Here is a 22,531-nt window from a genome sequence, read left to right on the forward strand (position 1 = left end):
TGGCGCGCGGACCATGGTTCCGAATGCGTACAGCAGATGCAAGGGCAGATGCACGTGCACGCGCCGGAGTTGAGCGTTCCCGTGCTGTTTCTTGCCCATTTCTTCCTACGACTTCTTGTGGAGGAGTTCCGAAGGCTTTCCGTTTCTGTAACCGAACGAGTACCGCCTGAAGCGTTTAATGGCAGACTGCTGGCTTCCAAGTGATGGGGAGGATTGAGCGAAGTGACCGCAGGGGAGTCGAGCGGCTCGGTCGTACGGCGCATGCTCCTTGGCTCGCAACTCAGGCGCCTGAGGGAATCGCGCGGCATCACCCGTGAAGCGGCCGGCTACTCGATCCGAGCCTCCGAATCGAAGATCAGCCGCATGGAGTTGGGACGGGTGAGCTTCAAGTCCAGGGACGTCGAGGACCTGTTGACGCTGTACGGCGTCTCCGACGATGGCGAACGGGTCGCGCTGCTCTCCCTCGCCAAGGAGGCCAACCTCGCGGGCTGGTGGCACAGTTACTCCGACATCCTGCCGGGCTGGTTCCAGACCTACGTCGGACTCGAAGGCGCCGCATCGCTCATCCGCGTCTACGAAGTCCAGTTCGTCAACGGCCTGTTGCAGACGGAGGCATACGCCCACGCGGTCGTCGCGCGCGGCATGAAGGGCGCGAGCAAGGCGGACATCGAGCGCCGCGTCGCCCTGCGTCTCGAACGCCAGAAGCTGCTCATTTCCGAGCGCGCCCCGAGCTTCCACTGCGTACTCGACGAGGCGGCGCTCCGACGCCCGTACGGAGACCGGGAAGTGATGAGGGGTCAGCTTCAGCATCTGATCGAGATCTCAGAACGGCCGAATGTCACTCTTCAGGTCATGCCGTTCGGTTTCGGAGGGCACTCGGGCGAGAGCGGAGCGTTCACCATGCTGCGCTTCCCGGAATCGGACCTGTCGGACGTCGTGTACGTGGAACAGCTGACCGGAGCCCTGTACCTCGACAAGCCGGAAGAAGTCGGCCAGTACGAGCGGGTGGTGAGCGAGCTGCGACGCGACAGCCCGAATCCGGCCGATAGTCGCGACCTTCTGCGAGGTCTGCTCCAACTGACGTGACTGGTCAGTAGGATGACGTCAAATCAGATGTCCGCGTCACATCAGATGTCTGCACAGTCTGCGGCAAGGGGTCTCATGTCCTTCTTCACTGACCTGGCTCACCAATACATAGACGGTGAGTGGAAGGCCGGTTCCGGCTCCTGGGACATCATCGACTTCAATCCGTACGACGGTGAGAAGCTGGCGTCGATCACGGTGGCGACGGCCGACGAGGTGGACCAGGCCTACCGAGCGGCCGAGCGTGCGCAGCGGGACTGGGGCACGACCAGCCCCTACGTCAGGCGCGCGGTGTTCGAGCGGGCCCTGCGCATAGTCGAGGAGCGCGAGGAAGAGATATCCGAGGCGATCGTCGCCGAGCTGGGCGGCACCCGGCTCAAGGCCGCCTTCGAGATCCACCTCACCAAGGAGTTCCTGCGCGAGGCCGTCCATGTCGCGCTGCAGCCGGAGGGCCGCATCCTGCCGTCGCCCGTCGACGGCAAGGAGAACCGCGTCTACCGCGAGCCGGTGGGCGTGGTCGGGGTCATCAGCCCCTTCAACTTCCCGCTCCTGCTCTCCCTGAAGACGGTCGCCCCGGCGCTCGCGCTCGGCAACGCGGTCGTGCTCAAGCCGCATCAGAACACGCCGGTGATGGGCGGCAGCTTCCTCGCGAAGCTCTTCGAGGACGCGGGTCTCCCGGCCGGCGTCCTGAACGTGGTCATCACCGACATAGCCGAGATCGGTGACGCGTTCATCGAGCACCCGGTGCCGAGCGTCATCTCCTTCACCGGCTCGGATCGCGTGGGCCGCCACGTCGGCACGGTCTGCGCCGCCAACTTCAAGCGGTCGATCCTGGAGCTCGGCGGCAACAGCGCCCTGGTCGTCCTGGACGACGCGGACGTCGACTACGCCGTGGACGCGGCGGTCTTCAGCCGCTTCGTGCACCAGGGGCAGGTCTGCATGGCCGCCAACCGCATCCTCGTGGACCGGTCGCTGCAGACGGAGTTCACCGACAAGTTCGTCGCCAAGGTCGCGTCCCTGAACGTCGGCGACCCGGCGGACCCGGCGACCCACATCGGCCCGCTGATCAACTCCTCGCAGGCGGACGCGGTGGCGAAGACCGTCGACCAGACGGTGGCCGCGGGCGCGAAGGTCCTCCTGCACGGCCGCACCGACGGCAATCTGGTGGCCCCCTCCGTCCTGACGGACCTGCCCGCCGACTCGCCGGCCCTCCAGCAGGAGATCTTCGGCCCGGTGGCGCTGCTCGTCCCCTTCGACGGCGAGGAAGAAGCCGTACGCATCGCCAACGACACCCCGTACGGGCTCAGCGGTGCCGTCCACACGGCCGACGTCGAGCGCGGCGTGCGGTTCGCGCGGCGGATCAGCAGCGGCATGTTCCACGTGAACGACGGCACCGTGCACGACGAGCCGATCGTGCCGTTCGGCGGCGAGAAGAGCTCGGGCGTCGGGCGTCTCAACGGCGAGTCGACGGTGGACGCGTTCACCACCCAGAAGTGGATCTCGGTGCAGCACGGCCGCTCCCGTTTCCCCTTCTGAGGGTTTCCCCTTACTCCCGTTACTCCCGTGGCCGAGGGCTAGAGGGACGCGTGCAGATCCTCGGCCCGCAACAGCTCGTCGGCCGCAGCCTGCCGCTCCTCCTCGGTCAGCCGGACCGCCGCGGCCCGGTCGAGCCACTCGGCGGGACGCTCCGGCTCGCCGAGCTGCTCGGCCATCTCGGCCCGCACGACGTACAGCTTCACGAGCTGTACGGGGGTGGGGGTGCCGTCCGCCGCGAGCGCGTGGTCGATGATGCGGGCCGCGGCCGAGGGGTCCTCCTTGGACTCGCCGAGGAGTACGGCCTGGTGCAGGGCGCGCGCGTACCTCTCCTTCGGTACCGCCGAGTGTGCGAAGGAGTCGGCGATGGGCTGCCCGACGCGGATGTTGTTGCCCGCGGGGTCCGTCATCAGGAACTGCCGCACCCCGTAGCTCATGTCCTTCAGGGCGCCGATGCGGGGCAGGCCGCGGGTCGGTATCCGGCCGAGGGTCTGCTTGAGGCCGGCGCGGAAGGAGGCGTGGAGGGCGTCCACGTCGTCGGTGAGGACGTAGCAGGCGCTGATGGACGCCTTCGGGTCGTAGCCCTTCATACGGAAGAACTGGAACTGCATGTCGCCGCGCTCCACGACGCCGTACTGATAGGGGCTCTTCTGGTGGAAGGTCACCTCGAAGCCGATGGCTTGGTAGAAGTCGAGGGTCTCGTCGAGCTCGTGGCAGGGGAACAAGGGGATCATTGTCTCGGCCATTCCGCTAGTCTAATCAAAATTGATTAGAAGGAGGTGGCTTTGATGTCGGCGATCCGACTCCTTGTCCTCGGCGCCGTCCGTCAGCACGGGCGGGCCCACGGCTACCAGGTCCGCAACGACCTGGAGTACTGGGGCGCCCATGAGTGGTCCAACGCCAAGCCCGGCTCGATCTACCACGCGCTGAAGCAGATGGCCAAGCAAGGCCTGCTGCTCGCCCACGAGATCGCCCCGTCGACCGCGGGCGGCCCGCCGCGCACGGAGTACGAGATGACGGAGGCGGGCACCGAGGAGTACCTGAACCTGCTCCGGTCCAACCTGGTCTCGTACGACCAGCGGCCCGACATGCTCTCGGCGGCTCTCGGCTTCATCGTCGACCTGCCCCGTGATGAGGCGGTGGAGCTCCTGAAGCAGCGGGTGCGGGGCATCGAGGAGTGGCGCAGGTCCGTCACCGAGTACTACACCCCCGAGGAAGGGCCTGAGCAGCTCGGGCACATCGGCGAGATCATGAACCTCTGGGTGCACACGGCCGACGGGGGTGTGGAGTGGACCCGCGGCCTGATCGCGCGGATCGAGGGCGGCGCGTACACGTTCGCGGGGGAGGGTGAGCCGTTCGTCGGCGTCCTAGCCGAGGGCGAGGAGAACCCGTTCGGGGCCGGGGAGCCGCATGCGGGGGACGAGCACTGACCGGCGGCGGGGTGCCGCTGCCGGGCGCCGAAGAAATACCTCTGATCAAGTTTGACTAATCCGGGGTTCGGGGATACCTTCCTTCGCGTTGGGTTCGTAGTCAAGTTTGACTACGGCTGGGCAGGGGCTTGAAGGGAGACGGATGACGGACGCGATCGTCGTCGAGGGCGCGCGGCAGCGGTACGGGGACAAGTGGGCGCTCGACGGCCTTGACCTGAGGGTCGGGCGGGGCACGGTGCACGGCGTGCTCGGCCCGAACGGCGCCGGCAAGACCACCGCGGTGCGGGTGCTCGCCACGCTGCTGCGGGCGGACGAGGGCCGGGTGGAGGTCGCCGGGTACGACGTGCGGCGGCAGCCGGACGAGGTGCGCAGGCGCATCGGGCTGCTCGGTCAGCACGCCGCGCTGGACGAGGAGTTGAGCGGCCGGCAGAACCTGGACATGTTCGGGCGGCTCCACCACCTGGGCGCCCGCCACGCGCGCGTGCGGGCCGACGAGCTCCTGGAGCGGTTCGGGCTCGGCGACACGGGACGCAAGGCGGTCAAGCAGTACAGCGGCGGCATGCGGCGCCGCCTGGACCTCGCGGCCTCGCTCATCACGGAGCCGGACGTGCTGTTCCTTGACGAGCCGACGACGGGGCTCGACCCCCGGGGCCGCACGGAGGTCTGGGAGGCGGTGCGCTCCCTGGTCGACGGCGGGACGACGGTGCTGCTCACCACGCAGTACCTCGAAGAGGCGGACCAGCTCGCCCACCGCATCTCGGTGATCGACCGGGGCCGGGTCATCGCGGACGGCACGGCGGACGAGCTGAAGTCGAGGACGGGCGGTGACCGGATCGACGTGGTGGTGCGGGATGCTGCCCAACTGGACCTGGCCGCAAGCCTCTTGCCGGGTGATGCCACCGTGGACGCGGACCGCCGGCTAGCGAGCGCGCCGGTGGTCGACCGCATGGAGGCGCTCACCGGGGTCGTGCAGGCCCTGCGGGAGGCCGGGGTCGAGGCGGAGGACATCGCGGTGCGCAGGCCGACCCTGGACGAGGTGTTCCTGCGCCTGACGGGCCGCGCGGATGACCAGGAACGTACGGCGGATCGCCAGGAACGTACGGCGGATCACCAGGGACGTACGGCGGATCACCAGGGACGTACGAAGGAGGCCGTGTGAGTACGACGATGGCGAGCGGCACACCGACGCGGAGCCCGGTCCCGGTGGCGAGCGGCACGCCCGCGTGGTGGGCCGTGATCGACTCCTGGACCATGACCCGGCGCGAACTCGCGCACTGGGCACGCCAGCCCGTGCAGGTCCTGGTCGGCCTGGTCTTCCCGGTGATGCTGCTGCTGATGTTCAACTACCTGATCGGCGGCGGAAAGGGCATCGCGGGCGACTACGCCGAGTTCCTGGTGCCCGGCATGTTCGCACTGACCATGGCCTTCGGCCTGGACGCGACGATGGTCGCCGTCACCCAGGACCTCAACAAGGGTGTGATCGACCGCTTCCGGTCCATGCCGATGACCAACGGCGCGGTCCTGGTGGGCCGTTCGGCCGCCGACATGCTCCAGTCGCTCGCCTCGCTGCTCGTCATGATCGGCGTCGGGCTCGCGATCGGCTGGCGCTGGCACGGCTCCTTCGGAGCTGCGCTCGGCGCGGTCGGGCTGCTGCTCCTGCTGCGGTTCGCGATGCTGTGGATCGGCATCCACCTGGCGATGGTCGCGGGTAAACCGGAGCTGGTCGTGGCCGTGCAGATCCTGGTCTGGCCGGTGGGGTTCCTCTCCAACGCCTTCACGGTCCCGCAGAACATGCCGGGCTGGCTCGGCGCGACGGTCGAGTGGAACCCGATGTCGGCGACGGCCACGGCCGTGCGTGATCTGTTCGGCAACGACCCCGGAGTGGTGGGCACTTCATGGGCCGCCGAGCACGCGGGGCTGCTCGCCGTGGTGTGGCCCGTGGTACTCGTGGGGGTGTTCATGCCCCTGGCGGTACGGAGGTTCGGCGGGCTCAGCAAGTAACGGCGGGCTCAGCAAGTAACCCCTCCGGGGCGCGGTGCGCCGTCTAGTGGTGGAAGCTCGTCGCCGCGTCCCGGTCCTTGGTGAACGGGCGCGGCTGCTCACGGAGTTCGGGCACCAGGCTGCTCAGATCCGCCATGAAGAGCTCCGCGAGGTCGGCCGTGAAGCCGTTGCGGCAGACCACGCGGAGGACCGCCAGATCCTCGCGGTTGGCGGGGAAGGTGTACGCGGGGACCAGCCAGCCGCGCTCGCGAAGCCGCCGGGACACGTCGAAGACGTCGTACGCCGTCACGTCGTCCCGTGTCGTGAAGGCGAAGACCGGCAGCTGGTCCCCGCGGGTGATCAGCCTGAAGTCGCCGAGCGCCTCGACGCGGTCCGCGAGGCCACGGGCGACGTCCCTGGCCGTCTGCTGGACGGCGCGGTAACCCTCGCGGCCCAGGCGCAGGAACGTGTAGTACTGCGCGGCGACCTGCGCGCCCGGCCGGGAGAAGTTCAGCGCGAACGTCGGCATGTCACCGCCGAGGTAGTTCACCCGGAAGACCAGCTCCTCCGGCAGCGCGTCCGCGTCCCGCCACAGCGCCCAGCCGACGCCCGGGTAGACGAGGCCGTACTTGTGGCCCGAGGTGTTGATCGAGGCGACTCTCGGCAGCCGGAAGTCCCACTCCAGGTCCTCGTCGAGGAAGGGCGCCACCATCGCGCCGGACGCGCCGTCGACGTGCACGGGGATGTCGAGCCCCGTGCGCTCCTGGAGGGCGTCCAGGGCCGTGCAGAGCTCGGCCACGGGCTCGTACGACCCGTCGAAGGTGGAGCCGAGCACGGCCACGACGCCGATCGTGTTCTCGTCGCAGAGCTCGGCGGCGGCCGCCGGGTCGAGGTGGAACCGGTCGCCCTCCATGGGCACCAGGCGCGGTTCGACCTCCCAGAAGTTGCAGAACTTGTCCCAGCAGACCTGGACGTTGACGCCCATGACGAGGTTCGGGCGGGCGGTGGGTGACGGATAGCGGTCGCGGTTGCGTTCGTCGTTGGCCCAGCGGCGCTTGAGCGCCATCCCGGCGAGCATGCACGCCTCGCTCGACCCGGTCGTCGAGCAGCCGACGGCGGCCCCCGGGTCCGGCGCGTGCCACAGATCGGCGAGCATGGCCACGCAGCGCCGCTCCAGCTCGGCGGTGTGCGGGTACTCGTCCTTGTCGATCATGTTCTTGTCCCGGCACTCCGCCATGAGGACGCCGGCCTGCGGTTCCATCCAGGTGGTGACGAAGGTGGCGAGGTTGAGCCGTGAGTTGCCGTCAAGCATCAGCTCGTCGTGCACCAGCTGGTACGCCGTCGTGGGCGGCAGCGGCCCGTCGGGCAGGCGGTGCTTGGGCGGGGCCTCGGTCATGCCGCTGACCGGGTCGGCCGCTCCGTAGAAGGGGTTCACCGCGAGGCTGCGCCCCTTGGAGTCGGCTTCCGGGTCCTCGCTGCGGTGGAGCGGCACGGTCGGTCTCCTTCATACGAGGATTTCATGCCCCCGTTGGCGAGGATATGGGCGGCTGCCGGGGTCCGCACTTGCACCTCACGCGACGTGAGGACCCAGGCTGAGGTGCGTACCGAGAGAGAGGCGGAAGCCATGAGCTACTCCGTGGGGCGGGTCGCCGGTTTCGCCGGGGTGACGGTGCGCACGCTGCACCACTACGACGAGATCGGCCTGTTCGTGCCCAGCGAGCGCAGCCACACGGGCCACCGGCGCTACAGCGACGGTGACCTGGACCGGCTGCAGCAGATCCTGTTCTACCGGGAGCTCGGCTTCCCCCTCGACGAGGTGGCGGCCCTCCTGGACGACCCGGAGACGGACCTACGGGTGCACCTGCGCCGTCAGCACGAACTGCTGACCGCGAGGATCACCAGGCTCCAGGAGATGGCCGCCGCCGTCGAGACCGCCATGGAGGCGAAGAAGATGGGCATCAACCTCACGCCCGAGGAGAAGTTCGAGGTCTTCGGGGACCACGACCCCGAGCAGTACGCGGACGAGGTCGAACGCCGCTGGGGCCACACCGAGGCCTACAAGGAGTCGCAGCGCAAGGCCGCCTCGTACACCAAGGAGGACTGGCAGCGGATCAACGACGAGTTCTCCGCGGTGCACGCGCGCATGGCGGACCTGCTCACCCAGGGTCTGCCGGCGGACTCGGTGGAGGCGATGGACGTGGCGGAGGAACACCGCTGCTTCATCACGCGCTTCCACTACACCTGCCCGCACGAGCTGCACACCTGCCTCGGCGAGATGTACGTGGCCGACGAGCGGTTCACGGCCGTCTACGAGGAGATCCGGCCGGGGCTCGCGGTCTACATGCGGGACGCGATCGTGGCGAACGCGGCGCGGAACGGCTGAGCAGGGGGATCAGTAAGGGGCACCCGCCATGGGCGGGTGCCCCTTACTGTCATGACTCCTGGACGATCACGGCCGCCGTGCCGTAGGCGCACACCTCAGTGCCGACGTCCGCGGCCTCGGCGACGTCGAAGCGCATCATCAGGACCGCGTTGGCACCCCGCGCGCGTGCCTGCTCGATGAGCCGCTCCATCGCTTGGTTCCGGGTCTCCACCAGCGTTTTCGTCAGACCCTTCAGCTCGCCACCGATCATGGACTTGAGGCCGGCGCCGATCTGGCTGCCCAAGTGCCGGGAGCGCACGGTGAGGCCGAAGACCTCACCGATAACCTGTTGTACGCGGTAGCCCGGTACGTCGTTCGTCGTCACGACCAGTACGTCGGAGTGCGGATCGATGCCGCCGCCGAAATCTTCGATACCCATGGCACACAGCTTTGTCCCGGATCACGCACAGTGCACTCTGGGAGAAGCGGTGGAACCTGGGCCCGTCACCTCGCGTTGATAGCGTTGGGCGGCCATCCCCCCGCCGCATCGCCCTCTCACCCACAGGAGCCCCGAACCGTGACGACGCTTGCGCTCGGACCAAGCTGGCTGGATCCGGATTACCTCCTGAACACGTTCGGGGTATGGGGTCTGCTCGTGATCGTCTTCGCCGAGTCGGGGCTGCTCATCGGCTTCTTCCTGCCGGGTGACTCGCTGCTGTTCACGACGGGCCTGCTGATCACGACGAAGCAGCTCGACTTCCCGCTCTGGCTCTGCATCGTCCTGATCTGCATCGCCGCGATCCTCGGTGACCAGGCGGGCTATCTCTTCGGCAAGAAGGTCGGCCCCGCGCTCTTCAACCGCCCGGACTCCAAGCTGTTCAAGCAGGAGAACGTGGTCAAGGCGCACGAGTTCTTCGAGAAGTACGGCCCGAAGTCCCTGGTCCTGGCCCGCTTCGTGCCCATCGTGCGGACGTTCACGCCGATCATCGCCGGCGTCAGCGGCATGCGGTACCGCTCGTTCATCACGTTCAACATCATCGGCGGCATCCTGTGGGGCGCCGGCGTCACGATGCTCGGCGCCTGGCTCGGCAACATCGACTTCGTGCACAAGAACATCGAGGCGATCCTCATCCTGATCGTCCTGATGTCGGTGGTGCCGATCGCGATCGAGTTCCTGCGGGCGCGCGGCAAGTCCAAGAAGGCGGCGGCGGCCGAGGGCGATGCCCCCGGCGCGGCCCCGGCACCCCGCGGCCGGCACGCGAAGCGCTAGAAGGCCGCCGGCGGGACCCGGGGTCAGAAGCCTCGGGTCCGCTTGGCCGCCCGGCGGTTCGCCGCCGTGGTGGCGCCCGGGATCTTGAGGATCATCCGCGAGACCTCGCTTCCGAGGTTCACGCCGATCGCGATGGCGAGCGCCGTCGCCGCCGCCTTGGTGAGCGAGTTGATGCCCGTGTTCATGTCGTTCTGGGCCAGGGCGAGCAGGCCGAAGTACGTCGCGCTGCCGGGCAGCAGCGGGCCGATCGCCGCGGTGACGTACGGCAGTGAAGAGGCGAAGCGGTAGCGCGAGAAGAGCTGGCCGAACAGACCCACGAGCCCGGCCGCGACGGCCGTCGCGGCGACCGGCGACAGCTCGAGCGACGTCTGCGCCAGGGCGCCGAACATGACCCAGGCGATACCGCCGTTCAGGGTCACGATGAGCACGGTGTGACGTTCCTGCTGGAGCAGTATCGCGAAGGCGAGACTCAGCGCCATCGACGCCAGGATCTGGATCACCGGGCGCGAGTCGGTCGCCACGAACGCCGTCTCCGCCTTCAGGCTCGTCGCGTCCAGCATCACGCCGAGCGACAGCACCAGCAGCACGCCGCAGACGATGCCCACGACGAGATAGCAGACCTCGAGCAGGCGCGCGGCCGCCGTGATGTAGTAGCCGGTCAGGCCGTCCTGCACGCCTGCCACCAGGGCCCTTCCCGGGATCAGCGCGAAGAGGCCACCGGTGATGACCGCGGACGCGTTGACCTCCTGGGAGTGCAGGACGCTGAGCGTGACGCCCATCGCGGCGGGCGGCATCGCGGCCCCCACGAACTGGTAGAACTCCGGAAGCCCGCGGCCCGCGCAGAGCCAGGCCAGACGGTCGCCGAGCATCGCGCCGACCGCCGCGATCAGGAAGACCAGGGCGCCACCGCCGACGAGCACGGACGCCGAGCCCGCGAGCAGCCCGCTGGCCGCGGTGAGCGCCCAGCCGGGGTAGGGGTGGCGGTTACGGCGTATCGCCGCGAGGCGGCGGTAGGCCTCCTCCAGGGTGATCTCGATGTCCGTGTCGCTGATGTCGTCCACCAGCTGGAAGACGGCCGCGAGACGGGTGTAGTCGGTGCCCCTTCGGCGCACCGTCCTGGAGGCCGTGATCGGGTCGTCGACCAGGGACGGCTGGTGCGAGATCGAGAGCAGCGTGAACGTGACGGTCGGCTCGCAGCGGTCGAGGCCGTAACTGCGGCAGACGGCGAACATCGCCGCCTCCACGTCCTCGGCGCCCTCACCGCCCGCGAGGAGCAGCTCGCCGATACGCAGCGTCAGGTCGAGCACGCGCGGCACCGCGGGCCCGGTCTCGTCCTCGTGCTTCTGCGTGGCCTCCGGAGTGGGCCGCTCGGCGACCGGCATGCGCAGCATCGTGCGCATCTGGTCCTGCCAGGGCGTCTCCTTGGTGAGCTTCACCAGGGGGATGCCGTGCGGAGGCGTGAACGCGGGTGGCGCGTTGCGGGAGCTGTAGGTGTTCGGCGTGGTGAACGCCGACTTCTCGGTCTCCTGCGTGGTCGACGAGGGATTGGCCAGACCGTTCGGGAGCGCGAACTCGGAGGTCGTCTGCGACTCGTCCTCGGGTGCCGGTGGCTGCGGCATCACACCGGTGGGCTGAGTGAACGCACTCCGGGCCTCATCCGACTGTGGCTTACGGTCTTCGGCCTCCTGATCAGCCACTTTCACTGCCTCGCTCCCACATACGAACCTTGCGCACCTCCAGTACGAACAGTATGCGCACAGATACGCGAACGGGCCGCGTGGTCTTCGTGAAGATCACGCGGCCCGTCAGGGGCTTCAGAGGGGCACTCAGTGACCCTGGGCCTCCGCACGCTTGTACGACTTCTCGATCTCGGCCTCGGCGTCCGCGCGGCCGACCCAGTCGGCGCCCTCGACGGACTTGCCGGGCTCCAGGTCCTTGTAGACCTCGAAGAAGTGCTGGATCTCCAGGCGGTCGAACTCGGAGACGTGGTGGATGTCGCGCAGGTGCTCCACACGGGGGTCCGACGCCGGGACGCAGAGCAGCTTGTCGTCGCCGCCCGCCTCGTCGGTCATCCGGAACATGCCGATCGCGCGGCACTTGATGAGGCAGCCCGGGAAGGTCGGCTCGTCCAGGATGACGAGGGCGTCCAGCGGGTCACCGTCCTCGCCGAGGGTGTTCTCGACGAATCCGTAGTCCGCGGGGTAGCTGGTCGACGTGAAGAGGCGACGGTCCAAGCGGATCCGGCCGGTCTCGTGGTCCACCTCGTACTTGTTCCGCGAACCCTTCGGAATCTCGATGGTGACGTCGAACTCCACGGGTGGCTCCTCCATGATCAGCACATACTTCGGGTGGTTAAGTGTCCCTCACGCAGATGTGTGATCGCGAAAGGGGCTGGTCGTCGTGCCCGAGCTCAAGCCTTGGCAGCAGACCCGGCAGCAGGTCGGCAAGCTCCTGAGGCAGCTTCCCAAGCCGTCGGCTCCCAAGATCTCCGCCGCTCTCAGGATTCCTGCGAAGCGCAAGACCTTGCAGCTCACGGCGGGTGCGGCAACCGTCGGACTCGCGATCGCGGCCGGTGCCGTGGCCGCGGCAGGACCCTGGGACTCCTCCGGTCAGCGTACGGCCGAGCGGGACTGGGCGGCCTCCCAGGAGGCCGGGGGTGGCACAGATCACGGCGGTCGTACGTCCGGACGGGCGCCCGCGGCGCCTCCGAACGCCCCTTCCGTGCTCAAGGGGCTCGGGGTGCGCGCGGGCTCCGCCCAGGGCGGCTCCGCGCCCGCTCCGGACGGCAAGGCGCTCGCGGGCGTCCTCGATCCCCTCCTGAAGGCCAAGGCGCTCGGCCCCGAGCGCTCGGCGGTCGTCATCGACGCCGGCTCCGGGCGGCGGGTCTACGGCAAGGGCGGCGGTGAAGCCCTCACGCCGGCGTCCACCACCAAGATCGCGACGGCGGTCGCGGCGCTGACCGCGGCGGGGGCGGACCACCGCATCACCACGAAGACGGTCATCGAGCCGGACTCCAAGGAGGTCATCCTCGTCGGAGGCGGCGACCCGACGCTCACGGCCCGCAAGGACGGCCCGTACGCGAAGAGCGCCGCGAGCCTGCGGAAACTGGCGAAGGACACCGCGCGCGCCCTGAAGGACCGCGGCGTCGACAAGGTGACCCTGACGTACGACACCTCGCTCTACTCGGGGGAGCAGCAGCACCCCATCGGCCCGAACGAGAACCTCACGCTGGTCAGCGCCCTGATGGCCGACGAGGGCCGCCTCGACGACTCGTCCAGCGGACCCGCCCCGCGCTCGGGCGACCCGGCGGGGGACGCCGCGAAGAAGTTCGCGGGCCTCCTGGAGAAGGAGGGCATCCAGACGGGTGCGGGCGCCAAGGAGAAGAAGGACCCGGGCCCCTCCAAGGCCTCGCAGCGCGCCGAGTCCCTCGCCAAGGTCGACTCCCCGCCGCTCTCGGCGCTCGTGGAGCGGATGCTGACGCACAGCGACAACGACATCGCCGAGGCGCTGGCCCGCCAGACGGCGCTCGCCGCCAAGGAGCCGGCGAGCTTCGACGGCGCGGGCAGGGCGATCGCAACCCAGCTGAAGAAGTCGCGACTCCCGCTGTCCGGAACGAAGTTCGCCGACGGCAGCGGCCTGGACCGCGCGGACCGCAGCTCGGCGGAGCTCCTCGCCGCGCTCCTGGCCCGCGCCGCCGACCCCGCCCACCCGGAACTGCGCTCGGTGGTGACGGGCCTGCCCGTGGCGGGCTTCACGGGCACCCTGGTCGACCGCTACCCCAAGGACTCCCCGGGCACCGGCGTCGTCCGCGCCAAGACCGGCACCCTGACGGGCGTGAACACCTTGGCGGGCACGGTCGTGGACACGGAAGGCCGCCTCCTGGTCTTCGCTTTCATGACGACAGGCACGAGCGACCCCAAGGCGGCCCAGGCGGCGCTGGACGAGATGGCGTCGGCGGTGGCGAAGTGCGGTTGCCGGTAGCGGGCCCGTGGGCGTCGGATGGTGGGCGTTGACCCCTACGGGCCCTGGGTAGGGCAATCTCGGGGGTCAACCCCCTCCGCAGGAGGGGCCGAGCACGTACCGTTGACGCATGACGAGCATCGGTGGTGCGGAGATGGTCGACTGGAATCTCGCGGTGGCGACCGCGACCCGGCTCGTGCGGCCGGGTCCAGAAGTGAGCCGGGACGAGGCGCGTGCCATCGTCGCCGAGCTCCGGAAACATGCGAAGTCCTCGGAGGAGCACGTCCGTTCCTTCACCCGGATGGGCACGGAGGACATTCACGACACCCCGGTGCTCGTCGTCGACCGCGCCGGGTGGATCCGGGCGAACGTCGCCGGGTTCCGGGAGATCCTCAAGCCCCTCCTGGACAAGATGCAGGACCGCCGCTCCGGCGGCCCCGGCGGTGCCGTGCTCGGCGCGGTCGGCGGCAAGGTCACCGGCGTGGAGCTGGGGATGCTGCTCTCCTTCCTCGCCTCACGCGTCCTCGGGCAGTACGAGACCTTCGCCCCGGCCACCCGCGACCTCCCCGCGGGCCAGCACGGCGGCGGCAGGCTCCTCCTGGTGGCTCCGAACATCGTGCACGTCGAGCGCGAACTCGACGTGGACCCCCATGACTTCAGGCTCTGGGTGTGCCTGCACGAGGAGACGCACCGCACCCAGTTCTCCGCCGTGCCCTGGCTGCGGGACCACCTGGAGGGGGAGATCCAGTCATTCCTCTCCGAGACCGAAGTCGACCCGATGACGGTCCTCGAGCGCATCAGGGAAGCCGCCCAGTCCCTCGCCGGCGGCCGTCCCGAGGGCGAGGAGGACGACGGGGGCCGCTCCATCGTGGAGCTGGTCCAGACCCCCGCCCAGCGCGAGATCCTCGCCCGCCTCACGGCCGTCATGTCACTCCTCGAGGGGCACGCCGACTTCGTGATGGACGGCGTCGGCCCGGACGTGGTGCCCTCCGTCGGCGAGATCCGGGAGAAGTTCCAGCAGCGCAGGGCCCGCGGGGCGAGCCGCCTCGACCAGGCGCTGCGCAAGCTGCTCGGCCTCGACGCGAAATTGCGCCAATACCGCGACGGTGAGCGTTTCGTGCGCGCGGTCGTGGACGAGGTCGGAATGGACGGCTTCAACCGGGTGTGGACTTCGCCGAACACGCTGCCCACCAAGTCGGAGATCGCCAAACCGGCGGACTGGGTCGCGCGGGTGCACCGTAAGGGAGAGTGAGGCCGACAGGGGAGCGAGTTGCGGCCGATGGCAGGCGTACGCCCCCGCAATCACCCGTCCGAGGGACCGTGAGCCATGGGTAGGCGTGCAATGCTCGGGGAACGGCTCGGCTCTGTCACCATCGACACACTCTGAGTGACTAACCTCGTGGGATCTGTCTGAGGCCCGATCCCCCGAGAGCGGTCCTGAGTGACAGATCCGAGGCTCACCCCCGAACTTCATGAAGGGAACCGGACATGGGTCCCCATCCTGCGGTCGCGGCGATACGCCTGGCGGTCCGCCGCGTACTCCACGACGTACTGACCGACGTACAGCGCACCGACGACGCCCACCGCGCCGCTCCACAGCGCCCCGACGCACAGCGCAGCCCCGAGCACGTCCCCCCAGGTTCCGCTCACGCCCAGCCTCCACGCGAGCTGGCCACGCCGCCACTCGTGCTGGTCGCCTGCTCCGGCGGCGCCGACTCCATGGCGCTCGCCTCCGCGCTCGCCTTCGAGGCCCCCAAGCTCGGCATCCGCGCCGGCGGCGTCACCGTCGACCACGGACTGCAGGACGGGTCCGACCTGCGCGCCGCCGAAGTCGTCTCGCGGCTCACCGCACTCGGCCTGGACCCGATCGAGTCCGTCGCCGTCGACGTCGGCAGGGACGGCGGCCCCGAGGCCGCTGCCCGCGACGCGAGGTACGGCGCGCTCGACGCCGTGGCGGAGCGCCACGGCGCCGCCGCGATCCTGCTCGGCCACACCCGCGACGACCAGGCGGAGACCGTCCTGCTGGGGCTCGCCCGCGGCTCCGGCATCCGCTCCCTGTCCGGGATGGCGGCCGTCTCCGGCGGCCCGGGCGCCGACCGGCGCTACCGCCGCCCCTTCCTGCACATCGACCGGCAGACGGCCCGCAAGGCCTGCATGGTCCAGTCGCTCCCCGTCTGGGACGACCCGCACAACACCGACCCCGCCTACACCCGCTCGCGGCTGCGGCACGAAGGCCTGCCCGCCCTGGAGAAGGCGCTCGGCAAAGGCGTCGTGGAAGCACTCGCCCGTACGGCCCAGTTGTCCCGGGATGACGCCGACGCCCTGGACCACTGGGCCGCGCAGGCGGAAGCCTCCGTGCGCGACGCCGCAGGCCTCCTGGAGTGCGCCAAGCTCTACGCCCTGCCGCCCGCCGTGCGCCGCCGCATCGTGCGCCGCGCCGCCATCGAGGCGGGCGCCCCAGCAGGTGCGCTGTTCGCCCGGCATCTCGAAGAAGTCGACCGGCTGATCACGGGCTGGCGCGGCCAGGGAGCCATCAATCTCCCGGGCAAAGTCGTCGCCCAGCGCCAGGGTGGCAGACTGGTGATCCGGCAAGGCTGTTGACCGAGAGGCCCCCGGGCCTCACGCAGCCGGTGTGACGGACGACCGAAAGTGATGCGGGTGGACGCGAAAGACATGGGCACCGACCTTCAGTCGGTGCTCATCACCAAGGAAGAGATCGACGCGAAGCTGGCCGAGCTGGCCGCGAAGATCGACGCGGAGTACGCGGGCAAGGACCTGCTGATCGTCGGTGTGCTCAAGGGCGCGGTGATGGTCATGGCGGACCTGGCGCGTGCGCTGTCCACCCCGCTCACCATGGACTGGATGGCCGTGTCGTCGTACGGCGCGGGCACCCAGTCCTCCGGTGTCGTGCGGATCCTCAAGGACCTGGACACCGACATCAAGGGCAAGCACGTCCTGATCGTCGAAGACATCATCGACTCCGGTCTGACGCTGTCCTGGCTGCTCTCCAACCTCGGCTCGCGCGAGCCCGCGTCGCTGAAGGTGTGCACGCTGCTGCGCAAGCCCGAGGCCGCCAAGGTCGCGATCGACGTGGAGTGGGTCGGCTTCGACATCCCGAACGAGTTCGTCATCGGGTACGGCCTGGACTACGCGGAGAAGTACCGCAACCTGCCGTTCGTCGGCACCCTCGCACCGCACGTCTACGGCGGCTGAGCACTCGCTCTCCCGGCCCCCTCACGGCCAACTCGGCGGGGGCGGCCGGGAACCCTCACCCGTTTCCCGGCGTTGAAGCATGCGAAGACGGGTTTGTCAGCCGTCCCGTGCGGCTTCGGGTGACAATGCTGGGGTACCGTCCGAAGAACAGTCTTTATCAAACTCACTATGGCAGGAGGGACGGGGCGTCATCGCTCCGTATGGATGGACGTGAAGCGATACTTCCGTGGGCCAGTCATGTGGATCGTGCTGGCCGTCCTTGCCGTGGTCGTGTTGATGCAGGTCGTCGGTTCGTCCGGCGGCTACAAGACGGTGGACACCGGCCAGGTAGTGCAGGCGATCAACGACGACAAGGTCGAATCCGCCAAGCTCACCACCGGTGACGAGTCGACCATCAAGGTCGAGCTCAAGGACGGCCAGAAGGTCAAGGACAGCAGCAAGATCCAGGCGAGCTACATCGGCAACCAAGGTGTCGACATCGCCAAGACCTTGCAGGACAAGTACCAGGACAAGAAGATCCCGGACGGTTACACCGTCTCGCCGTCGAAGCAGAACCCGTTCGTCGGCATCCTTCTTTCCCTGCTCCCCTTCGTACTCATCGTCGTTGTCTTCCTGTTCCTGATGAATCAGATGCAGGGCGGCGGCTCCCGGGTCATGCAGTTCGGGAAGTCCAAGGCCAAGCTGATCACCAAGGACACACCGAAGACGACGTTCTCCGATGTGGCCGGATCGGACGAGGCAGTCGAGGAACTCCACGAGATCAAGGAGTTCCTCCAGGAGCCCGCCAAGTTCCAGGCCGTCGGGGCCAAGATCCCCAAGGGTGTGCTCCTGTACGGGCCGCCCGGTACGGGTAAGACGCTCCTCGCGCGCGCTGTCGCGGGTGAGGCCGGCGTCCCCTTCTACTCGATCTCCGGTTCCGACTTCGTCGAGATGTTCGTCGGTGTCGGTGCCTCGCGAGTGCGTGACCTCTTCGAGCAGGCCAAGGCGAACGCCCCGGCGATCGTCTTCGTCGACGAGATCGACGCCGTCGGCCGGCACCGCGGTGCCGGTATGGGCGGCGGTCACGACGAGCGCGAGCAGACGCTGAACCAGCTCCTCGTCGAGATGGACGGCTTCGACGTGAAGGGCGGCGTCATCCTGATCGCCGCCACGAACCGCCCCGACATCCTCGACCCGGCGCTGCTTCGCCCCGGCCGTTTCGACCGTCAGATCGCGGTCGACCGCCCGGACATGCAGGGCCGTCTGGAGATCCTCAAGGTTCACCAGAAGGGCAAGCCGGTCGCCCCGGACGTCGACCTGGGCGCGGTCTCGCGGCGTACGCCCGGGTTCACGGGCGCCGACCTGTCGAACGTGCTGAACGAAGCGGCGCTCCTCACGGCGCGCGGCGACAAGAAGCTGATCGACAACCACGCACTGGACGAGGCGATCGACCGCGTCGTGGCGGGTCCGCAGAAGCGGACGCGGATCATGTCCGACAAGGAGAAGAAGATCACCGCGTACCACGAGGGCGGACACGCCCTGGTCGCGGCGGCGTCTCCGAACTCGGACCCGGTCCACAAGATCACGATCCTGTCGCGCGGCCGGGCCCTGGGTTACACCATGGTCCTGCCCGAAGAGGACAAGTACTCGACCACGCGCAACGAAATGCTCGACCAGCTCGCGTACATGCTGGGCGGGCGCGCGGCCGAGGAGCTCGTCTTCCACGACCCGACGACGGGCGCGGCGAACGACATCGAGAAGGCCACCGCGACCGCACGGGCCATGGTCACGCAGTACGGCATGACCGAGCGGCTCGGCGCGATCAAGTTCGGCGGTGACAACACCGAGCCGTTCCTCGGCCGCGAGATGGGTCACCCGCGCGACTACTCGGAAGAGGTCGCGGCGCTGGTCGACGAAGAGGTCAAGAAGCTCATCGAGACCGCGCACAACGAAGCGTGGGAGATCCTCGTCGAGAACCGCGACGTTCTCGACAACCTCGTTCTGCAGCTCCTCGAGAAGGAGACGCTCAACAAGGAACAGATCGCCGAGGTCTTCGCAGGCATCGTGAAGCGTCCGGCCCGCCCGGCGTGGACCGGTTCCTCGCGGCGCACGCCCTCGACCCGTCCGCCGGTGCTCTCCCCCCGGGAGCTGTCACTGACGAACGGTGCGAACGGCACCACGCCCGCGGTGACCGCGGGCACGGAGGCCCCGCCCGCGACCGGCATCGAGGTGGCCCCGGAGGACCGCCCCGAGAGCTGACCCCGAGCGCCTCAGCAGGCCCGGAATGGATGCTGCGCCCCCCTGGTTCTAGCCTGGGGGGCGCAGTTTTTCGTACGCACTGACGCAACTGGTGCGTGGAACGCTAGGAACGAGGAACACATGACCGACCCCGTGACGCTGGACGGCGAGGGCACGATCGGCGAGTTCGACGAGAAGCGAGCCGAGAACGCCGTGCGCGAGCTGCTGATCGCGGTCGGGGAGGACCCGGACCGTGAGGGCCTGCGGGAGACTCCGGGCCGCGTGGCACGCGCGTACAAGGAGATATTCGCCGGTCTGTGGCTCAAGCCCGAGGACGTTCTGACGACGACGTTCGACCTCGGCCACGACGAGATGGTCCTGGTGAAGGACATCGAGGTGACCTCGTGCTGTGAACATCATCTGGTCCCGTTCAGGGGCGTCGCACATGTCGGATACATTCCGGCGGTCAGTGGCAAGATCACCGGTTTGTCCAAGCTGGCCCGCCTGGTGGACGTGTACGCCCGCCGTCCCCAGGTGCAGGAACGGATGACCACCCAGATCGCCGACTCTCTGATGGAGATCTTGGAGCCCCGTGGAGTGATTGTCGTCGTCGAATGCGAGCACATGTGCATGTCGATGCGCGGCATCCGCAAGCCGGGCGCCAAGACGATCACCTCCGCGGTACGCGGCCAGCTCCGTGACCCCGCGACGCGCAACGAGGCGATGAGCCTCATCATGGCGCGCTAGACCATTTGTCAGTGGTGCCCGATACCGTCCCGGATCAGCGCAGTTGACCGCTGATCAAGGGGTTCATCGTGGGGTACGGGCTTCCAAGCAGGCAGACCGTGAATGTGGTCGGCGGCCGGGAACGGGCGCGTGATGTGCGCGTGGGCTGCAGGCTGTGGACGTTGCAGGGTGAGCAATCAGCTCAGACGACCGTCACCGAGGTGTCGGTCGTCAAGGCTCGCGAGGTCGTAGACGTGGTGACCGATCACCTGACGGTCACTGTCGCGCCGGACCAGATGCTGGGCACACCTGATGGCTGGGTGCACGCGAGGGATGCTGCAGGGACTGTGGTCGCGTGGACCCACGCGCGAAAGCTCTGTCGCGAGCGGTTGCTGATCCGGCCCGGCTACGACTTCGGTTACATGATCGGTGCCACATGTTCAGACGGCACGGTCGGCACGAACTATGTGTCGCTCGTGGTCAACGACCAGGCCTTTGCCACGCGGTATGCCAAGAGCATGGGCCGTGCCACCGGTCTGCTCGGCCGCGTTGAGCCGGTGACCCGTCCGTCCGGGTATCTGCAACGCCAGCTGCCGGGCTATCGCGTCCGTGTGGTCTCTTCGTACCTGGCGGATCTGATGAGGCAGTACGTGGGCGGAGACGCGCACCACATGCGACAGCGCTTCCCCCGCGTCGTGCTGCATGACAAAGAGACGTTCGAGGGATTTCTGGACGGCTACATGGACGGCGACGGGTACCGAAGCAAGAACTGGCCCGCGAGGCTCCTCGTCAGTGCGAACGTACCGTTTCTCGCCGAGCTCGCCGAAGTTGTCGGCGCGCGATTCACACCGCGGGCGAACGGAGCAGCTTCGCGCCTGGCCGTGGCCGATTCTTGGCCCGTACGTAAGATTTTCCGGCCTGAGCGCCACACGGTCGAGCTCAGAGAGTCTTCATGGGCCCAGGTCCACGAGGTCCGTCGGCGCACTGCCGGTGACAAGCCGTTCACGCTGTATGCCTTCCGGCTCGACCCCCACCCCAGTTTCCTGGTCAACGGGCACGTCGCCAGGCAGCCGTGGTGAAGCTGGCGTCATGCGGCCGCGGCCGTTCCGCCGTTTTCGTCGTCGTCTTCCGGGAGCCTGCAGACCCGCTCCAGGAAGAAGGCGGCCGCTATCACCGCGATGCCGGCCACCAGGGAAAGACCTGCGTAGATCGCCTGGTCGCGGCGGGCCGGGACGTCCAGGTACTCCAGGAGGAAGGCGCCCGTGCCGCCGTACATCCCGGCGACCAGGGCGGCGACCAAGGCGCTCGCCTGGCCGAAGACGACCGCGCGGGCGGCCATCATCGGCTCGACGCCCTTCGCTCCGGGGCGCCGCTCGCGCTGGGCGCGCAGCCGGGAGCGCAGGGAGAGCGCCGTGGCGAGCAGCACCGCGGCGATCACCGCGAGCACGATGGGCGCGGCCAGCGGGACCCGGGGGAGCGTGCCCACGGAGTCCCACAGCCGGGCGCCCGCCCAGGACAGCACCCCGGCCACCAGGAAGAGGCCGCCCAGTGTCCTGATGCGCAACTGCTTCACGGATGACCCTTCATCGTCGTACGGACCCGCTTCTCGTCGAGCTTCTCGTTGATCTCGATCGTGCGGGTCCGATAGACCCTAACGATTACTCGGGCAGACGGAGTTCCAGGTCGACACGGGGCGCGACGCCTTCGCGGGTGACCTTGGCGAGCAGTTCGGCGACCGCGCCGTGGCCCGCGAGCTGTGCCTCGGGCTCCACGTCGTGCCAGGGGGCGAGGACGAAGGCTCGTTCGTGCGCGCGCGGGTGGGGGAGCGTGAGGTCGGGGTCGTCCGAGACGATGTCCGCGTACGCCACGATGTCGACGTCGATCGTGCGGGCGGCCCAGCGCTCGTCCCGTACGCGGTGGAAGGCTTCCTCGATCGCCTGGGCCCGCTCCAGGAGCGAGGAGGGCGGCAGGGTCGTCTTCACCACGACCACCGCGTTGAAGTACGACGGCTGGCTGCCGGGCTCCACGCCCCAGGGCTCGGTCTCGTACACCGGGGAGACGGCCTTGACGCGCAGGCCGGGGGTGTCCTCCAGGGCGTCGACGGCGCCCTGCAGCGTCTCCAGGCGGTTGCCGAGATTGCTGCCGAGGGAGATCACGGCGCGTTTGGGGTTGGAGAGGGTGGTGTCGGCGGCGTCGACCTTCTCCACGACGGCGGTGGGCACCGGCTGGACGGTCGGGTCGCTCTGCCCTTGCGTGGAAAACGCGGTCATACTCGGCTCCGGGTGATGGTGACGGTCACGTCGTCGAAGGGGACGGTGATCGGGGCGTCCGGTTTGTGGACGCACACCTCGACCTCCAGGACTCCTTCGTGCTTCAGACACGTCTGTGCGATGCGCTCGGCGAGGGTCTCGATGAGGTCCACCGGGTCGCCTTCGACGGCGGCCACGACCTCCTCGGCCACGACGCCGTAGTGCACGGTCTTCGCCAGGTCGTCGTCGGCGGCGGCCGCACGGGTGTCCAGGCCAAGGACCAGGTCCACGATGAAGGTCTGGCCCTCTTCGCGTTCCCGCGGGAAGACACCGTGGTGCCCGCGGGCCTTGAGGCCGCGCAGCGCGACACGATCCACGCGAATCACTCCTGCAATCGTCGTTATCGGCAGGCCTGCACCGAGTGCGGTCGGCACACCAGCCTCGATCGAATCTACCTGCGCGCACTGACAGCTCTTGCCCGCGGGGGCTTCCGGAACCGCACCTACCC

21 protein-coding genes and 1 pseudogene are annotated in these 22,531 nt (G+C 68.7%); 14 read left to right on the forward strand and 8 right to left on the reverse strand.

The genetic code is table 11. The features are described 5' to 3' along the window. Window positions 1-222 precede the first annotated feature (222 nt). Together ABXJ52_RS20215 and ABXJ52_RS20220 are read left to right on the forward strand one after the other, a co-directional pair. Window positions 223-1,086 (forward strand): helix-turn-helix transcriptional regulator, encoded by an 864-nt coding sequence (locus ABXJ52_RS20215; RefSeq protein WP_367044009.1) that lies wholly within the window; start codon window positions 223-225, stop codon window positions 1,084-1,086. A gap of 75 nt (window positions 1,087-1,161) precedes the next feature. Continuing rightward, entirely contained in the window at window positions 1,162-2,619 is a 1,458-nt protein-coding gene (locus tag ABXJ52_RS20220; RefSeq protein WP_367044010.1) for an aldehyde dehydrogenase family protein, read from the forward strand. A 38-nt stretch (window positions 2,620-2,657) separates the two neighbouring features. Here the strand turns inward: ABXJ52_RS20220 and ABXJ52_RS20225 are convergent, their stop codons facing one another. Further along, the gene (locus ABXJ52_RS20225) at window positions 2,658-3,362 is read right to left on the reverse strand and encodes a VOC family protein (RefSeq protein ID WP_367044011.1); all 705 of its coding nucleotides are present in this window, start codon (window positions 3,360-3,362) and stop codon (window positions 2,658-2,660) included. A 42-nt stretch (window positions 3,363-3,404) separates the two neighbouring features. Here ABXJ52_RS20225 and ABXJ52_RS20230 point away from each other — a divergent pair, with 42 nt between their 5' ends. The 3 genes from ABXJ52_RS20230 to ABXJ52_RS20240 all read left to right on the forward strand — a co-directional run bounded on the left by ABXJ52_RS20230 (window position 3,405) and on the right by ABXJ52_RS20240 (window position 6,047). Beyond that, the gene (locus ABXJ52_RS20230) at window positions 3,405-4,046 is read left to right on the forward strand and encodes a PadR family transcriptional regulator (RefSeq protein ID WP_367044012.1); all 642 of its coding nucleotides are present in this window, start codon (window positions 3,405-3,407) and stop codon (window positions 4,044-4,046) included. 142 nt (window positions 4,047-4,188) lie between these two features. Then, window positions 4,189-5,205, forward strand: coding sequence for an ATP-binding cassette domain-containing protein (locus ABXJ52_RS20235; RefSeq protein ID WP_367044013.1), 1,017 nt, complete (start codon window positions 4,189-4,191; stop codon window positions 5,203-5,205). A gap of 8 nt (window positions 5,206-5,213) precedes the next feature. Continuing rightward, complete coding sequence (locus ABXJ52_RS20240) at window positions 5,214-6,047, forward strand: ABC transporter permease (RefSeq protein WP_367049140.1); 834 nt, start codon at window positions 5,214-5,216, stop codon at window positions 6,045-6,047. Window positions 6,048-6,090: 43 nt separating this feature from the next. Here ABXJ52_RS20240 and ABXJ52_RS20245 read toward each other — a convergent pair whose 3' ends face one another. Further along, the gene (locus ABXJ52_RS20245; RefSeq protein ID WP_367044014.1) at window positions 6,091-7,518 is read right to left on the reverse strand and encodes a glutamate decarboxylase; all 1,428 of its coding nucleotides are present in this window, start codon (window positions 7,516-7,518) and stop codon (window positions 6,091-6,093) included. 132 nt (window positions 7,519-7,650) lie between these two features. Here ABXJ52_RS20245 and ABXJ52_RS20250 point away from each other — a divergent pair, with 132 nt between their 5' ends. Next, window positions 7,651-8,409 (forward strand): MerR family transcriptional regulator, encoded by a 759-nt coding sequence (locus tag ABXJ52_RS20250; RefSeq protein WP_367044015.1) that lies wholly within the window; start codon window positions 7,651-7,653, stop codon window positions 8,407-8,409. Window positions 8,410-8,458: 49 nt separating this feature from the next. Here ABXJ52_RS20250 and ABXJ52_RS20255 read toward each other — a convergent pair whose 3' ends face one another. Further along, complete coding sequence (locus ABXJ52_RS20255; RefSeq protein ID WP_367044016.1) at window positions 8,459-8,827, reverse strand: YbjQ family protein; 369 nt, start codon at window positions 8,825-8,827, stop codon at window positions 8,459-8,461. A 138-nt stretch (window positions 8,828-8,965) separates the two neighbouring features. Here ABXJ52_RS20255 and ABXJ52_RS20260 point away from each other — a divergent pair. Next, window positions 8,966-9,589 (forward strand): annotated as a pseudogene (locus tag ABXJ52_RS20260) (VTT domain-containing protein); the annotation flags it as partial. A 92-nt stretch (window positions 9,590-9,681) separates the two neighbouring features. On the opposite strand, the gene ABXJ52_RS20265 reads toward ABXJ52_RS20260, so the two are convergent. After that, complete coding sequence (locus tag ABXJ52_RS20265) at window positions 9,682-11,277, reverse strand: threonine/serine exporter family protein (protein ID WP_367044017.1); 1,596 nt, start codon at window positions 11,275-11,277, stop codon at window positions 9,682-9,684. Window positions 11,278-11,484: 207 nt separating this feature from the next. Beyond that, window positions 11,485-11,973, reverse strand: coding sequence for an inorganic diphosphatase (locus tag ABXJ52_RS20270; RefSeq protein ID WP_135330561.1), 489 nt, complete (start codon window positions 11,971-11,973; stop codon window positions 11,485-11,487). 169 nt (window positions 11,974-12,142) lie between these two features. Between ABXJ52_RS20270 and dacB the strand changes: the two genes are divergently transcribed. The 7 genes from dacB (at window position 12,143) to ABXJ52_RS20305 (ending at window position 20,853) form a co-directional block, all read left to right on the forward strand. Beyond that, window positions 12,143-13,639: a D-alanyl-D-alanine carboxypeptidase/D-alanyl-D-alanine-endopeptidase gene (gene dacB, locus ABXJ52_RS20275; protein ID WP_367049142.1), complete on the forward strand. Its 1,497-nt coding sequence runs from the start codon at window positions 12,143-12,145 to the stop codon at window positions 13,637-13,639. 109 nt (window positions 13,640-13,748) lie between these two features. Further along, window positions 13,749-14,870, forward strand: a complete 1,122-nt coding sequence (locus ABXJ52_RS20280; protein ID WP_367044018.1) for a zinc-dependent metalloprotease — start codon at window positions 13,749-13,751, stop codon at window positions 14,868-14,870. A gap of 236 nt (window positions 14,871-15,106) precedes the next feature. Further along, on the forward strand, window positions 15,107-16,219 hold the full coding sequence (tilS, locus tag ABXJ52_RS20285) for a tRNA lysidine(34) synthetase TilS (protein ID WP_367044019.1): 1,113 nt from the start codon (window positions 15,107-15,109) through the stop codon (window positions 16,217-16,219). A gap of 51 nt (window positions 16,220-16,270) precedes the next feature. Further along, window positions 16,271-16,831, forward strand: coding sequence for a hypoxanthine phosphoribosyltransferase (gene hpt / locus ABXJ52_RS20290; RefSeq protein WP_135330538.1), 561 nt, complete (start codon window positions 16,271-16,273; stop codon window positions 16,829-16,831). Between the two features lie 204 nt (window positions 16,832-17,035). Next, a complete protein-coding gene (ftsH, locus tag ABXJ52_RS20295; protein ID WP_367044020.1) occupies window positions 17,036-19,069 on the forward strand; it encodes an ATP-dependent zinc metalloprotease FtsH in 2,034 nt (677 codons plus the stop codon). A 120-nt stretch (window positions 19,070-19,189) separates the two neighbouring features. After that, window positions 19,190-19,795, forward strand: a complete 606-nt coding sequence (gene folE, locus ABXJ52_RS20300; RefSeq protein ID WP_367044021.1) for a GTP cyclohydrolase I FolE — start codon at window positions 19,190-19,192, stop codon at window positions 19,793-19,795. Between the two features lie 98 nt (window positions 19,796-19,893). Continuing rightward, on the forward strand, window positions 19,894-20,853 hold the full coding sequence (locus tag ABXJ52_RS20305; RefSeq protein WP_367044022.1) for a hypothetical protein: 960 nt from the start codon (window positions 19,894-19,896) through the stop codon (window positions 20,851-20,853). An 8-nt stretch (window positions 20,854-20,861) separates the two neighbouring features. On the opposite strand, the gene ABXJ52_RS20310 is transcribed toward ABXJ52_RS20305, so the two are convergent. The 3 genes from ABXJ52_RS20310 to folB form a co-directional block, all read right to left on the reverse strand. Further along, window positions 20,862-21,347, reverse strand: coding sequence for a DUF3180 domain-containing protein (locus ABXJ52_RS20310; RefSeq protein WP_367044023.1), 486 nt, complete (start codon window positions 21,345-21,347; stop codon window positions 20,862-20,864). An 85-nt stretch (window positions 21,348-21,432) separates the two neighbouring features. Then, on the reverse strand, window positions 21,433-22,044 hold the full coding sequence (gene folK / locus ABXJ52_RS20315; RefSeq protein ID WP_367044024.1) for a 2-amino-4-hydroxy-6-hydroxymethyldihydropteridine diphosphokinase: 612 nt from the start codon (window positions 22,042-22,044) through the stop codon (window positions 21,433-21,435). Continuing rightward, complete coding sequence (gene folB / locus ABXJ52_RS20320) at window positions 22,041-22,400, reverse strand: dihydroneopterin aldolase (protein ID WP_160506392.1); 360 nt, start codon at window positions 22,398-22,400, stop codon at window positions 22,041-22,043. The genes folK and folB overlap by 4 nt, the downstream gene beginning before the upstream one ends. Window positions 22,401-22,531 lie beyond the last annotated feature (131 nt).

Source organism: Streptomyces sp. Je 1-332 (assembly GCF_040730185.1).
Taxonomy (GTDB): domain Bacteria; phylum Actinomycetota; class Actinomycetes; order Streptomycetales; family Streptomycetaceae; genus Streptomyces.

Coding starts and splice junctions, on each gene's coding strand:
- ABXJ52_RS20255 (WP_367044016.1), bottom strand. CDS start 8,827: ATGGGTATCGAAGATTTCGGCGGCGGCATCGATCCGCACTCCGACGTA.
- hpt (WP_135330538.1), top strand. CDS start 16,271: ATGCGGGTGGACGCGAAAGACATGGGCACCGACCTTCAGTCGGTGCTC.
- ABXJ52_RS20220 (WP_367044010.1), top strand. CDS start 1,162: ATGTCCTTCTTCACTGACCTGGCTCACCAATACATAGACGGTGAGTGG.
- ABXJ52_RS20250 (WP_367044015.1), top strand. CDS start 7,651: ATGAGCTACTCCGTGGGGCGGGTCGCCGGTTTCGCCGGGGTGACGGTG.
- tilS (WP_367044019.1), top strand. CDS start 15,107: ATGGGTCCCCATCCTGCGGTCGCGGCGATACGCCTGGCGGTCCGCCGC.
- folE (WP_367044021.1), top strand. CDS start 19,190: ATGACCGACCCCGTGACGCTGGACGGCGAGGGCACGATCGGCGAGTTC.
- ABXJ52_RS20280 (WP_367044018.1), top strand. CDS start 13,749: ATGACGAGCATCGGTGGTGCGGAGATGGTCGACTGGAATCTCGCGGTG.
- ftsH (WP_367044020.1), top strand. CDS start 17,036: ATGGACGTGAAGCGATACTTCCGTGGGCCAGTCATGTGGATCGTGCTG.
- folK (WP_367044024.1), bottom strand. CDS start 22,044: ATGACCGCGTTTTCCACGCAAGGGCAGAGCGACCCGACCGTCCAGCCG.
- ABXJ52_RS20240 (WP_367049140.1), top strand. CDS start 5,214: ATGGCGAGCGGCACACCGACGCGGAGCCCGGTCCCGGTGGCGAGCGGC.
- ABXJ52_RS20225 (WP_367044011.1), bottom strand. CDS start 3,362: ATGGCCGAGACAATGATCCCCTTGTTCCCCTGCCACGAGCTCGACGAG.
- ABXJ52_RS20230 (WP_367044012.1), top strand. CDS start 3,405: ATGTCGGCGATCCGACTCCTTGTCCTCGGCGCCGTCCGTCAGCACGGG.
- ABXJ52_RS20265 (WP_367044017.1), bottom strand. CDS start 11,277: ATGCCGCAGCCACCGGCACCCGAGGACGAGTCGCAGACGACCTCCGAG.
- ABXJ52_RS20235 (WP_367044013.1), top strand. CDS start 4,189: ATGACGGACGCGATCGTCGTCGAGGGCGCGCGGCAGCGGTACGGGGAC.